This is a genomic window from Stenomitos rutilans, assembly GCF_059505485.1.
Map to the genome: position 1 here is coordinate 28,388 of NZ_JCACKR010000085.1, position 14,651 is coordinate 43,038.

Genomic DNA, 14,651 nt, shown 5'->3' on the forward strand with positions numbered 1-14,651 from the left:
GAAGTTTGACGTTGATCTAACTTTCTACTTACTGTTGAGCACAGTCAGAAGAAAACGTCCTCGCCCCTGTTGAGAGTAAGCATTTGCACGAATACGATAGGTTCCTGCCGCTGGCAAGGTAAAACTGCGAATTGCAGCGTCGTAGTTGTTCCTGAATGCATCATCACTTTTTGCAATCACTTGATCATTTGAGCCTACTAGAAAGAGGCGGGTATCAAAGTCTGAACTCTCCATCATGATGGTTATGACTTGATTAGCACTACCCTCAAACGTGTAATCCTGATATGAAGTTCCATCTTGCTCTCGGCGTGGAGAGTTATTATCTAAAACACCTTCACGCTTCAAAATAGGTAAGGTCGCTTTGTCCACTTCTTGAATGATTGTTGTTGCTCTTTGTTGCCAATACTTAGCAGGGCTACTCACAAGGCGATTGGCAGCGGCACGAGCGGTTTCCCAGTCTTTAGCTTTTAGAGCATTTTCAGCAATTGAAGCGTCACTTCTATTTTGCTGTTCAGCTTGATTCCATCGCTGCATCGCTACCTTAGCTTTCTCATAGGCGGAGCTACCTTGAGGAATTGCTTTTGCAATCTTTAAAGCATTCTTAAATTCCTCATCATTCCTTGCTGCTTGATATTTCTCCTCAGCAAGTGTGTATATACGCTCAGACCACTCTACCTTTAATTTCTGCGCTTCTCCAACTACAGCACTAGGAGCATCTGATGCAATTTGGGTCAGAACAGCAATCGCCTTCTCATAGCTACCTTTTTTTGCCAATTGTTGAGCAAGAGCTAGCTGGCTTTCGTCTGCAAGATTCTGTGCTTGCTTAGAGAACTTTGATTGTGGTCCAGAAAATGCTTTCGCTTTGCTGATGACTTCCTCATGTTTGTTGTCGGCTCTCAGCTTCTGAATCTCCTCTAAAGCAAGCTGTTGCGTTTTGGCAACTTGGCAATCACCCGCGATCGCCTGTGCTTTTGTAGAAAGCTCTGATTGGAAGCCCGGAAACGTCTTTGCTTTGTCTATGCATTCATCGAATCGATCGCTTTCGTGCAACGCCTGAATCTGCTGGAGTGACTGCTCTTGTTGGTTTTTGATGGACATGAAGCTAACGCCTGCGATCAGACCCGCGATCGCAACAGCAACCCCTGCACCAATGAGCACGTTCTTTTTCGATGAGGCATTAGATGGCGTTAGTTTTGCCTTAGGGGAGACGGGTTCGGTTGGAGTCTGAACCTGACTGGAAGAGGCATCAGAGCCGTTTCCACCGACCCAAACTTCTGCTTTAGCTTCATGCTTAGTTCGGGGGTTCGATGCCTTTTCATCGCTACCGTTCAACTCTGTTGGTGTATAACCCGGACTTGATGAGGCTGATGAGTGACTTGATGGTGATGCCGATTGTGCCGCAGCAGAGAGTTGATTCAGTGCTAGTAGTGCTTCACTTGCTGTTTCGTAGCGCTCCTTAAAGTGATAACGTACCATCCGGGTAAGGAAGACTGTCAGTGCCTCACTGACTTCTGCCTGTTCGCGCCAGATCACCTCGCCATCATCACTTTCTCTCAATTGGGTTGGTAGCATTCCAGTCAACGCCTGAATCGCGATCATTCCCAATGCATAAAGATCGCTGTTAGGACGGGGCTTTCCTTTCGCTTGCTCAGTTGGCATATAGCCAGGGGTGCCAATCCCGATTGATACGCTAATCAAACCTGAAGCCGCCGCTTGATGAAGTCGAATTGTCTTCACTGCGCCAAAATCAATCAGGGCGATCTTGCCGTCCTTCCGTCGGATTAGATTTTCAGGTTTGATATCACGGTGGATTACACTATGCTGATGAACTACTTCTAAGATGCTTAACACGTCTTTGAGAAGTTGGATGACCTGAGCTTCAGACCAGCGCTCTCCAAGGGGCATTTCAGTGGTTAGTGGGTGACCATCAACGAAGTCCTGAACTAGATAGAACTCTTCCTCCTTCTCAAAATACGCCAGCAACTGAGGAATCCGGTCGTCTGCCCGACCCAGTTTTTCCAAAATCATCGCTTCGTTGTTGAAGAGCCTTCTGGCAGTCACCAAAAAGTTCGGATCGGTACTTGCAGGCTTCAGTTGTTTGACCACGCATTCCGGGTGATTGGGGCGCTGAGTGTCTTCAGCAACAAATGTATGTCCCATACCGCCCTTTCCTAAAGGTTTGATGATTTTGTAGCGATCGTTGAGTAATTGATTGATAGCTGTGCAACTAGACATTTTGCTTTCTCCTTTAGTGCCGTTGAATCGAGCTCCTGTTGACTCATTGGTTTAGCCGCACAGACTTATTCACTCGGTAAGTTGTCATAAGGGTAAAATCTTATTTTGGAGAGCAAAGTCAAGTTATATTCCATAGCATTACAAAGAAGTGCTCCATCCCTTTGAGAGATGGAGCACTGAAACTGATAAGTATCCTGCAATCCTCTGCTGTTGGAAACGGTGAGCTAGAGCAGTCAGAACATTTGAGAGCTTGTTATTTAAGATTAATGATTCGATACTACCGTTGAGTTCATTTCATCCATTGGTTTACTTCTTATAATTTATTCACTCTAGACTAAAACTATACAATCCTAAGTTCTGTTAGATGATTTGACCTTACTGGAATTGATGCAATTTGACAAAGATGGGCAATCGCTCCCAATCGGGTATACGGCAACATAATTCCCAGAGCCTTTATAATCCCCAGATCAACTAATGTCTCCAGCATTCCTGTATTTTCTGCATGGGACTTGATCAAGCATTCATCTTCTAAAAGTTCATAACCAGGGACATCGACCGTACAGGTAGCGATGAGCTCGTTGTAGTCAAGCCCAACTAAATACAAGGCAATATTTCCGTTGGCATAGCGATCGACAGATACCTGGCAGGATCGTCCTTGAAAATAAATCTGCTTCATCTTGAGAAAACACCTTGCTACACCTTGCTTTTAATGACCGAAAACAAACAAATTCATAGGTCTTAGGGCAGATTGTGTCGAGAAAGAGCTTTGTGGGTGCCCGAACTCAACCAAATTGCTTGCCAAACTCTAACTGATCTCATGCCTCGCCCCAGCTACCGCTGCACGGTGCGGCAATCGCTTTTGAGGGGGATATTATGTCTCAGCCGCTTGTGCCAACCTTGCCGCTGGAAGCGGAGTTTCAGCCGACGGAGCAGCAGGTCAAAGCTCTGGATCAGCTCTCCTGGTTCATGAACCAGACTTCCATTTATCTGTTTCTACTGGCTGGCTATGCTGGTGTGGGCAAATCCCGCTGCATTTTCCAGCTTGTGAAGGAACTACTGTTGCAAGGCAAGCGCCTTGTGATGACGGCTCCGACCCACAAAGCCGTGAATGTGCTGCGCCGAATGGCAAGTGAGCAAGACATTACAGGGGTAGACTTTATGACCGTCCACGCTCTCATGGGGCTGAGTCTGGCACGACGAGGCGAAGAGAAAGTCCTGCAACAGACCGGCGTGAACTATGCCGGACTCTTTGATTTAGTGGTGATTGACGAATGTTCCATGGTCGATCAACAGCTTTGGCACTTTATTGAGCAGATCGCGGCTGGCACCAGTCCTCAGCTCTTTGCTGCCAAGCGTCCCAAAATTATTCTCATGGGTGACCCAGCGCAATTAAATCCAGTCAATGAGGGGCGATCGCCTGCTTTCAACGTGCCTGACAAGGCGGTACTGACCCATGTAGTGCGCCAGGGTAAAGATAACCCACTGTTGGAGTTCGTCACGACCTGTCGTCAGGCAGTCATCAAAACGAAAGTGCCCTTTAAACCATTTGCCTTGGCTTCTCCCAACAAACATCAAGGCGCATTACTCGTGAGACGCTCTCGCCTGCTGCAACATGCTTGCAAACAAATCACACAGTACTTTGCTCAAGACCCCGATCGCTTTCGAGTGTTGTGCTGGACGAATCATCAGGTGGATGATTACAACCAGCAAATTCGCTCGCATCTGTATGGCAACCACTCACCTCGCTTTATGAGGCATGAGCGTCTGATTGCTCGTGACCCGATTTATGCCCCGGATCGTAAAACGATCCTCATGCAGACTTCAACGGAGTTCACGGTGCGCGAAAGCCACGAAGACCGTTATGCAGGCTATCAGGCGTGGCGTTTGGTCGTCGAGTTGGATGAGGGATTGCAGAAACAGCTTTATGCCCTTCATGAAGCAGATCAACCCCGCTTTGATCTGGAAGCTGAACAACTGCTGGCAAGCGCTAAACGGACACCCTTCTTGTGGCGGCGCTATTATCAGCATTTAGAAACCTTTGCGAATGTACGCCCCTGCTTTGCCCTGACCGTCCATAACTCACAGGGTTCGACGTTCCGAGAAGTGGGTATTGATGGGGCTGACTTGAGTAAACGCTTGAACCCGGACCGGGCAGACACGTCGGCAGAACGCAAAGCCAAAGTTAAGGAACATAATCGGCTCTGGTATGTAAGCGCCAGCCGCGCTCAACAACGAGTACTGATTTGCTGAGTTTGTTGCATGTGCTCCTGCTACCGCCGCCAGAACAGGACGTAGCAACAAAAATAAATCCCGATGCGAATGAATACTGCAACGGAAAAACGAACCAGATCAACAAAAACATCTTCTAACGGTGCAAGCCAACGAACAGCCTCAAAGCGGCGCAGTTCCAAGACTGCTGATCCTAATTTAACCGCTGACCCTGAAATCAGACAGCACATGCATTTGGTATGTAAACAGGAAACTTTGAGCGAAGCCCTTGCCTTTGTCAAAGCCGCTGTGCCCAACCGCACCAATCAGCCCGTGCTGACCAATGTCTTACTGTCTGCTAATGAAGCCAAGCAACAGGTGACTCTAACGGCTTCTGACCTGACCTTGACCCTGAACGCCGCTCTAGAAGCACAGGTGATTAATGGTGGTGAGATTAGCTTGCCTGCGGAGATTTTTGCAGATGTGGTGAGTAAATGCCCGACTGGTATGTTGACCTTGACCACGCAAACCAGCACACTTCAGGGAACAGGCAATGCCATCGATTACCACGCTCAGTTAGTGGATGAGGAAAACGGCGTGACCGACCTGCGCGGTATAGATGCGAATGAGTTTCCACCGATCGTGGCTATCAACGGCAAGCCGCTTGAACTGCCAGCAAAAGTGGTGAAAGCAGGCATTCAGGGTGCCCTGTTTGCGATCTGTACGGATGAAGAAAAGCGTATTCTGACTGGCTTACATTGGGTACTCAAGCCAACGCAGCAAACGCTTCAATGCACGGCAACCGATGGGCATCAGGTCGCTATGATCAACCTGGATCTCAGTGGCATCGGGAGAAAACGCCGCCAATCAAAACAACCAGTTGACGACATTCGCTGCACGATTCCGATCAAGGCGCTGAGAGAACTGACGCGAACCTTGGAAAAAATTAAACTCGATACTCCTTTGCAGTTTGTCAGCGAATCGAATCGAGTCTCGTTTGCGGTGACTGATAGTGGTATTACGAAACAATTGCTGTGTCAATGTTTAGAAGGCGACTATCCCGACTGCCAAGCGCTGCTGAACCGCTATCAATATCCTAAACAGGTGACGCTCGACAAGTATGATTTGCTGGCTCGGTTGGATCGACTGGCAGTACTGGCAGACAAGAAAGAACATGCTGTGCGGCTATGCTTTGACCAGGCAACGCAAATGGTGACGCTCTCGATCGAGCGTGAGTATGGCAAGGGACAACAGATGATGTCTGCCATACTATCTGACGATGTGGATGGGATGGAACTGCTGTTCAATGTCAAATATTTGTTGAATGTGATTAAAGCACTGGGCAGTAGTGCTCTGAAGTTGGTGCTGGATCAGCCCAATACTCCCGTGAAGATTTGCTCTGCTGGTGCTGTGGAAGTCCCAGAACTCAATCTGGAAGCCACCTACTTTGTCATGCCGTTGTTTGACCGGGAACGAGCAACTCAAACAGCACCCAAAGAAGTAACTGATGCAGCAGTAATGGCATCAGCCGATGAAACTGAAGCAGCAAGCTGATTTGGTCAACTTTAGTTGTTTGGCGATGCCCAAGAACCCATTCATGCGATCCAAAAAATTATGACCCAACCACTTCATCTTGCTTACCGTCCCCAAACCTTAGCAGCACTGGTCGGGCAACCCTATGTGCAAACGGCGCTGACCAATGCGATCGCCTATCAACAGATCGCCCCTGCTTACCTGTTCAACGGCTCTAGAGGTACAGGTAAGACCAGCACGGCTCGTATTTTTGCCAAGTCGCTCAATTGCCTCAGTGACGAAGCACCAACCGTCACTCCCTGCGGCACCTGTCAGTCCTGCCGCTCGATTGAGTGGAGCAATAGTCTGGATGTGACCGAAATTGATGCGGCATCACACAATGGCGTTGATGAGGCACGCGAACTCACTCACATGGTCAATCTAGCTCCAGTATTGGGACGTTACCGGATTGTGATCCTGGATGAATGCCACCAATTAACGACCCAATCTCAAAATGCTTTACTCAAGTGCATTGAGGAACCACCGTCCCATGTGGTGTTCATCTTGTGTACGACCGAATTACACAAAGTGCTGCCGACGATCGCCAGTCGCTGTCAGCGGTTTGAATTTCGCGCTCTTGCCACTCAAGTCATTACCAGTCAGCTCAGGCAGATTGCAGACGCTGAAGGCATTGCAATCGCAGACGTGGCGCTGAAAGCGATCGCCCGTTTGTGTGAGGGTGGTATGCGCGATGCCCTGCAACTGCTGGCACAGGCAAGTTTGCTCAGTGGTGAAGTCACCGCTAGCCAAATCATTGAGCTGGCAGGCGGCGTGAGTGAAAGCGATTTGCTCAACCTCTTTGATGCGCTCGCCAACCACAATACCTTTAAATTGCTGCAAGCTTCTCGCAGCTTGCTGGATGCTGGCAAAGCGCCACGACTCATTCTCAGCACCTTGCTCCAGAGCTATCGCGATTTACTGATTCTCAAAGCCGCACCCAGCGAAGCAGATTTGCTCACTAGCCCCATCAATCGGGGCAATTTGCGATCGCTGGCTGACCAATGGAGTGATGAGACGTTGCAAGCCGGACTAACACACCTGCAAACAGCAGAAAACCAGTTACGTTACACTGCCAATGCTCACGTCTGGCTGGAGGTTTGCTTGTTGAACCTGATGCCGCAGCGAATGCCCCTTTCCAAAGGAACGTCACAAGTTGTGCCCTCTCACGGCAAACAAACGCATGGCAATAGTACTTCAAATCTCAAGGAAGTCTGGGAGAGGGTTCTAGTGACGGCTCAACCCAATGCTCGACGGCTGCTGGAAAAAGCAACCCTCGTCACCTTGAAGGAGAATCAGGCAGTTGTGCGGGTTAGCCCCACGGACGTGAGCAAGTTTGAAGCGCATGCAGACAAAATCAGCAAGCTGCTGCAAAAGGCAATGCAATCAAACCAGCCGATCACCATCGCTTTCAAAGCCATGACGGTAGTTCGGTAATTGCTTTTGACTAATGACTTGATGTTTAAACTGTCACGCTTATGCCAGTACATATCTTTGTGGGTGACGATACCTATACTCTGAACCAGGCGCTTACAAAGCTCAAGCGATCGCTCCATTCAACCTGGCAGGCATTCAACTGCCATGCTTTTAGTGCAGCCCAACTACCAGATGCGTTGATGACGGCTCAAACGCCACCTCTGGGCGATATGCTGCGAGTTGTTGTCGTTGAGCAGTGCCAGTTCTATCACTTTGGCGCACAGCAGCTTGCACAACTCCAAATCATTGCTCATTTACCAGAAACAACCACGCTGGTTTTTACTGCCGCTTCAATCGATAAGCGATTGAAAGTTGTCAAACATCTGCTTAAACATGGCACCTTACAGGAGTTTGTTCTCATTCCACCGTGGCGAACGGACTTGATTGCGGATGCGATCACCCATCAAGCCAAAGTCATCAATCTGACTCTACCGAAAGATGTGCTGCTGTATCTGGTAGAGGCGATCGGGAATGACACCGCTCGGCTTGCCTCTGAGCTACAAAAGCTCGCGACGTTTGCTCAAGGTCAGCGCTTAACCAAACAAGCCGTGCAGCAACTAGTCCCCTGCCAGACTCAAACCAGTCTGCAATTGGCTGAAGCGATGCGGCAAGGCGATGTGTCCCAAGTTCTAGGGTTACTCCACGAACTGATGTCTCGTGCAGAAGTGCCGCTGGTCATTGTCGCGACTCTTCTCACACAGTGCCGCACTTGGCTGTGGGTCAAAAGTGCTCTCAGCGATCGCGCACGACGTAGCGACACCGAAATTGCTCACCTTTGTGGACTGGGCAACCCCAAACGGCTTTACTACCTGCGGCAGGAAGTTGCCAAACTGTCTGTAAATACTCTCGTTCAGGCGGTGACACAACTACTGGCTTTGGAGGTGTCCTTGAAACAGGGAGAGGGAGCAGCGTTGGTGCTGCCAAAGTTGATCGCGATCGCTCATCTGTTTAAGCGCTAATAATCTACTTGATCAGGGAGAGTTCATTGAGCCTACAGCACTTATTGCTTTTTGGGGCGAGGCTTTGAGTGAATCTTTGCCTTTTAAGCATCATATCGGCGTTAACGGCAGCTACTTCTCAAACTTGGTGATGCTGTCATGATTCAAGGCGGCGTGCATAAATGAGGACAAGAGCAATGGAGACAAATCAAATCATTTTTCAAGCGCAGTGATTCACTATGCAAAAGACTCCCAAATGTTTCGGTATTTGAAACGTAAAGGTAAAGATTTGGTTGTCTTCTTTCCGGTGTAGAAGAAGGTAACGGTCATATAGCATTCGTCGAATCAAGAGCGCGATAACTTTCTACTCAAATAGGTTAACTTGAGCTTTTAGCCCTTTAGGAGCCTATGACTGAGAGGGCATAGTGATTCAGTCCGGAGTCACTACTATGTACAGCCCCTACTTAGAATCAGTATCAGATCTCTCTGAGTATTTCGATAACTTCAATAAGTTTCCCATCAAGAGCTTCTCGCTGCGTTGATGCTACCCGCTTATCTACACGATCTTTTTCATAATTTCGTACATCAAAGCCCAACTTAAGGAGAAGTGAAGCAGGATTAGAGCTAAGCTGCTTTTGTTCCGCCACCCTCCATAAATCAGTGTAGTATCCTTCTGTAAGCAGTTTGCTCATCCATAATTCAGTCATAGTTTCTCGCTCAGCAAGTATTGCAAGACGATCTGCTTCAAGCTGTGTAGGCAAAATCTTTATTAACCAATGCCGACGTTGAGCCTCTTCTTTACGACGCTGTCTATAGTCATTAAAGAATGTAGTTAAGACAGTCAAAAGTGCTCCTAAAAAAACTCCAGATAGAGTACTTGAAGACAATCCTTGCCACCAGAAGCTAGCGACCTTCACTTCAAGACCTAGAAGCTTTTGGCTTACAGAGATCTGCTTATTAGTTTTCAGGTTTACTCCTGAAACGTGCATCAGCATGTTACATTTTCCAGGACGTCTGCTAACCAATGTAAACACAAGTGGTGATGCCATTGGTAAATCAAAAGTTTGAGAGCTGCTACCTTGCAATTCAAAATTGGTTGTTGGGAAAGAGATGGTCGCTTTAGCAGCTTTGATGGAACTGGATTCCACTAATACTTGAATAGCAACTTTTTCTCCCACCTTTACGACTTCTTGATCAGGAAGCATAGTCAGGCGGATTGGCGGCTCTGAAACAGATAAGGAGTCTGAAGAATCAAATTTATTTTGATCTTGAGCAACTGCTGTCGTTAAATGGAAAATAAATACAATGCTGACTACAATTAGGGATAAATTTAGAAGACTACGTAATCTTGTATTTTTCATGTCATTGGAGTTCACTGTTCTAACTCAAAAAAATTCTTTAATGCTAGCTCATAAATCTTATTTCGGATGGCTAAAGATGAATCGCTCTTACGGATAATAACTCCAACTGTAATTAGATCAAGATCATGATAGACTGACTTAAGATCTGGTTTATCTAGAACGTTAAAAACCGAGTCACAATAGGATTTAGTGTTTTTCTTCAGGTAATTGAACACATGATTCAAATTTGAGTTGTTGGCATAAATGAATTCTGTTTTCACTAATTGGTTAATCAACTCAGGGATCTGCGCTACATCTATACCCTTATGAGTATCAGTTTCTTCAATTAATTCGAAAAGGCGTTGAGTTAAGTATGGATGACCATTAGTCCAATCGTATACAGAATTTGCAATTTTTGGAACTAATTCAGGAATAGCGCCTTGAAAACCCTTGGCTAACTCAAGAACTTGTTCCAGAGAGAAATCTCTTAAGCTAAAAGTCTCACAAATGTTTAGAAGAGGCGAATTTCTACCTTGCATCAATTGCCCTAAATCGATATCACCCGCAAAAATGAACATAATCTTTCGGTATATATTTTTTCCTTGAGGGCTCGTTGCCCCTCTAGTGAAGAAACTTCTAATCGTTGGAAATAAATTTAACGAAGCTTCTTCAGGAATTTCACCAATCCCATAAAACATCAAAATAATTCTTCGCTGCCCTGGCGTGTTATTACACAACCACTCTAAGTATCTAAAAAACCCCTTTTGATCAGTAATATCCTGCTGGCATAAACTATCATCTGTGCTCTCAATCAGATCTTCAAGCCCTTCTCTAATGAATGAGGAAATCGTTGCATAAAACTCCGATTTGGTCAGATCGTTAAGTCCGGAAAAATCGAGAAAGGCTACACCATAACCTTGACCATGTAGATCGCAACGGACTTGGTTGAGCAATGTCGCTTTTCCAGTTTGACGGGGGCTGTTAAGAGCAATATAAAGGCTTTCATTAATAGCATGTCTAATAATGCGATCAAACTCCTCACGACGAATAATAGCAATACGGGCTTCATTAGGATTCAGAGGACCCCCTGCTTGAAAGGTGTTCATCTGTCATCATCTCCTGGTTTCTTTGACACACTCTGAAATTAGCGTAGGAATATCACGTTGTTGTTCTATCAGCTTTGCAAACTCACGGAAATTTAAAGAGTATTTATTGTTAACCATTTTTAGAATAGAGTAGGCTAAAAGAGTTTTCAAGCTAATCTGTACCCCTTTTGCTGGCAGATCCCTCTTCTTAAACTCTTCCATAACATCAGAATCAGTGAATTCTGGATAGGGTAACATGACATATATGATGAGCTTCTCAATTGATTTGGATTGTGACCACATGGTTTTTTCAAAATACGTGAAAAATTCATCCGAGGTAATGATTGTATCAAGATCTTCTCTAGTGATACGACGCTCTTGCTTCTCGTTAACTCTTCTGATAAGTCGATCACAAACATACTGAATAATACTAGGGTGTTGCGATGTTATAGAAAGAATCTCTTCACTAATCACCTCCTCATCTTCAAACTCTATATTCATGCCTCCCATTGGTTCTATCACTAAGTCGCGAGCAGGTTTTCTCTCTAAAAGTCCCAAACGTAATTCTGTGCAAAAATTGAAGAAAGGCGAATCCGGGTTCGACATTTGCTTGACTAATGTTGTAGTTCCGCTAAAGATAAATTTAATGTCAGCATTTCTTTGCGATAAGCTTCGAAAACTTTTAAATAGTTGCTCCTTGTTATGCTCAAGATCATAAGCAAGAAGCTCGTCGACCTCATCAAAAGAAAAGATAATTTTCTGTTGTGGTAATTGCTGTTTAATGGTTCTAGCTATCTTCTGAAAGCTTAGAGCTGAAAAACTATCTGGTTGACTTACCTCAATAGAAAACTCCGGAAAAATCTCAGTTAATACTTCGTAAAAATCCTCATAACTATAAACATTTTGCAAGTCAAAGTCAAAAACGCGGTATCCTTCTTGCTTGTTTAGTGCTTGAACAACTTTTCTGATTAGTGAGGTTTTTCCTACCTTTCGATTAGCTATCAACACATAGCTATGTCTTGATATATTTTGAATGATTGTCTTTCTCTCTTCATCCCGACCAAAAAACATATTTGAGGAGACTGGACCACCGTACTGATATGGCGAAATAGCAATTAAATCAACTTGTTTTAATATGCATTCTTTTAAGTAATCAATTGGAGAAGATGCTGTTTGTATATCAAAAAACTGAGCTCTATCAATAACAACAAAATCATTGGCGTAAGCTGATTTATGGACATATTGACGTAACTTATCGGCATTATTAAATGAAATTAATAATGCAAAGAAATTATTTTGATTACTATTAAGTTGATATTGCTTCTGATAAATATCGGTAACATCGCTCTGAGTAAACTCGCTCCGAAATGTATAAATGATGGGAAACCTTGAAGATATGTTGATTTTCAAAGACAAACTGGATGCGTCCACTAACTGTATGTAGAGATTATTATCTAATTTTGCATCTTCGAGAGCTTTAAATTCAACCGCTTTACAAAATTGTTTTGTCAGCTTATCAGTTTCGATTTTAACGATCTGTGGTTTGTTTGTTTCTAATGCCCCCTCTGTTGCAACTACAGTTTCTCGAAGTTCTTCTATTATTTGAACATCTGTTCTTGTGCGCAATAACTGCATAAAGGTATCGCTAACGGTGTGGTCTTTGGTATCCGCCGCGTATTGGATCAAGTCCTCTCGCAAGCGTTGAGCCGCATCCAGAGGCAGAAGCGTTGCTAACAGAAAGTAGACTCCACGAAACCGAGAGTCACTGACGTGAGTTTTGAGCCGCTCTTCAATGGCATCACCTTTGCCCAAGAAGGTTTTCAACAGAAAGAACTCGGCGATCTTGTCATGGCGGAAGTACCATTCTTTCTTCGCCTCACCTTGTGCATCTTTCCACTGCCGACTCACCACCATGCGGAATTTCTCGTCTTCCATGCACAGCAGTTCGTTGTAAAACTTGTCTGCTCGCAGCGCTTTCTGATCGACCAACCACTGCTGATAAACCGCTTCCGAAAATTGCTTCAGCGGAAAGTCTTGATTCCAAGTACGGCGATACTCTTCCGCCATCAGTTTGTACTGCTGCTCACGCAGATTAAATAAATCGGGTTGCACGCCGCCTGCCAGCATCCACGCTGCCAACGTCAACTCCATCGGGTTCGACAGAATGGTGCGAGCGGTCTTCAGTTCCTCTGAGGAAAGGGGCGTTTGGGCACCCAGCATATTCTCCAAAAAGGTGCGACACGCCTGTTCATAGGCTATACCCTGCACAGGTGCAGCTCTGGGCAACGCAGACTGACGCGATCGCAAATAGCGTTCAATTTGCTCTGACTGAAGCGGCTGCATGACATACGTTTTGACCGTGGAGGGCGGCAACCATTCCAGCGGCTGGGTGGTCATGAGAATATTGCTCTTAAAGTGACTCCCCACAAACTGGGTGATCTTGGCTCGCGTGTCGGGGTTGACTTCGTTGAGACTGTCAATGCAGATGTCAATGGCTCCGCCGTAGATGAGGCTTTGCAAAAACTTGGTGTCTTTGATCTCGTCACCGTGCAGCTTTTTTTGAATCGCTTCAATCACGCCCTCGGCGCATTTGGTGGCAGGCAGATAGACCACAATGCGCTTGGATTGCTGAAGCAAATGCCGCAAAAACATCGTCTTGCCCAATCCAGAATCGCCCTCCAAAATCACCTGCCCTTTGATTTCGGGAATGACCTGCATGATAGGCTGTTCGTCCCCTACTCCCAGTGCTCTCACGTTGGACTCTGAGAAATAGTTATCGCGATTGAAGTAATCGAGTTCAGCGTCGGCGAGTAGAGAGGGTTTAAATGGCTCAAAGAGCTTACTCTGCAGGAAGGGAACCCATTGGAGTAAAAAGGTGACATAGCCAAAACCGAGAATGGTGCGAACCCAGGGATTCCAGAAGAAAATTGCCTGAATTTGCGGCGATTTGGGGTAGGCGAAGACGAGGGCAAGCCAGAAGGCAGCATGAGTCAGAATAGTCGTTCCGAGGCTAGGCAGCCATTGCCATACCTTGAGCGTTGCAATCGCTGCCTGCACCGAGTCCGCATTGGGTGAGTTGGCAGCTTTAAGATTGTTGTAGTGCTGTTGCAGCAGAGTAATATCGCCCGTCTGCCATTTGCCCAGCTTGGCAACCAGCGCAATTTTGTTTGCTAAATCCTCACGCAGTGCGAGGAGGTCTTTTGATGCGTCCCAGGCTTTCTGGAACACGGTCAGAGTTTTAACACCCTCGTCATGGTTGAGTTGATTGGGCAACTGCTTGGGTTTCCCTACCCATTCGAGCAAACGTTTGACATCTTCATCTCCACCGCTGAAAAAATACGTGTAAAACCGCCATTCGCTAGAACTGTATACCTGGCTACCGATTACGAATGGCTCTCCATAAAGTAAATTGAGCACTAAAATACTGTTGTTGAAGTTCAGCCTTTCCAAATTGCTCAACGCTATAGCTACACTGCCACGCAGATTGGAATCTTGCCTTTGATCCTGAAGGAGATTAAGAAGGTTAGGAATGTAGGGTTTGGCAGCATCACCCAAATTGCCCAACGCTATAGCTGCACTGCCACGCAGATTGGAATCTTGCCTTTGATCCTGAAGGACATTAAGGATGTCAGGGATGTAGGGTTTGGCAGCATCACCCAAATTGCCCAACGCTATAGCTGCACTGCCACGGACAGAGGGGTTTTGCTTCGTATCTTTGAGCAGGTTGAGGATGTCAGGGATGTAAGGTTTGGCAGCATCACCCAAATTGCCCAACGCTATAGCTGCACTGCCACGGACAG

The 14,651-nt window shown here is 46.1% G+C and carries 9 protein-coding genes; 4 read left to right on the forward strand and 5 right to left on the reverse strand.

Going from position 1 to position 14,651, the window contains the following annotated elements; genetic code table 11:
* Positions 1-24 precede the first annotated feature (24 nt).
* Both AC5JLP_RS15290 and AC5JLP_RS15295 read right to left on the reverse strand, forming a co-directional pair.
* Entirely contained in the window at positions 25-2,235 is a 2,211-nt protein-coding gene (locus tag AC5JLP_RS15290) for a protein kinase domain-containing protein (RefSeq protein WP_496068785.1), read from the reverse strand.
* A gap of 340 nt (positions 2,236-2,575) precedes the next feature.
* Positions 2,576-2,911, reverse strand: coding sequence for a hypothetical protein (locus AC5JLP_RS15295; protein WP_496068786.1), 336 nt, complete (start codon positions 2,909-2,911; stop codon positions 2,576-2,578).
* Between the two features lie 197 nt (positions 2,912-3,108).
* Here AC5JLP_RS15295 and AC5JLP_RS15300 point away from each other — a divergent pair, with 197 nt between their 5' ends.
* The 4 genes from AC5JLP_RS15300 to holA all read left to right on the forward strand — a co-directional run bounded on the left by AC5JLP_RS15300 (position 3,109) and on the right by holA (position 8,447).
* Positions 3,109-4,485 carry an ATP-dependent DNA helicase gene (locus AC5JLP_RS15300; RefSeq protein WP_496068787.1) on the forward strand — a complete coding sequence of 459 codons (1,377 nt, stop codon included), beginning with the start codon at positions 3,109-3,111 and terminating at the stop codon, positions 4,483-4,485.
* A gap of 207 nt (positions 4,486-4,692) precedes the next feature.
* A complete protein-coding gene (gene dnaN, locus AC5JLP_RS15305) occupies positions 4,693-5,997 on the forward strand; it encodes a DNA polymerase III subunit beta (protein WP_496068788.1) in 1,305 nt (434 codons plus the stop codon).
* Positions 5,998-6,057: 60 nt separating this feature from the next.
* Positions 6,058-7,449, forward strand: coding sequence for a DNA polymerase III subunit gamma/tau (gene dnaX, locus AC5JLP_RS15310; protein WP_496068789.1), 1,392 nt, complete (start codon positions 6,058-6,060; stop codon positions 7,447-7,449).
* A 41-nt stretch (positions 7,450-7,490) separates the two neighbouring features.
* Complete coding sequence (gene holA, locus AC5JLP_RS15315) at positions 7,491-8,447, forward strand: DNA polymerase III subunit delta (RefSeq protein ID WP_496068790.1); 957 nt, start codon at positions 7,491-7,493, stop codon at positions 8,445-8,447.
* A gap of 455 nt (positions 8,448-8,902) precedes the next feature.
* On the opposite strand, the gene AC5JLP_RS15320 is transcribed toward holA, so the two are convergent.
* From AC5JLP_RS15320 to AC5JLP_RS15330, 3 genes are all read right to left on the reverse strand, one after another.
* Positions 8,903-9,802: a hypothetical protein gene (locus tag AC5JLP_RS15320; RefSeq protein ID WP_496068791.1), complete on the reverse strand. Its 900-nt coding sequence runs from the start codon at positions 9,800-9,802 to the stop codon at positions 8,903-8,905.
* Positions 9,799-10,872, reverse strand: a complete 1,074-nt coding sequence (locus AC5JLP_RS15325) for an AAA-like domain-containing protein (protein WP_496068792.1) — start codon at positions 10,870-10,872, stop codon at positions 9,799-9,801. Before AC5JLP_RS15325 ends, AC5JLP_RS15320 begins: the two co-directional genes overlap by 4 nt.
* A gap of 6 nt (positions 10,873-10,878) precedes the next feature.
* A partial coding sequence (locus AC5JLP_RS15330; protein WP_496068793.1) for an AAA family ATPase occupies positions 10,879-14,651 on the reverse strand: 3,773 nt, incomplete at its 5' end.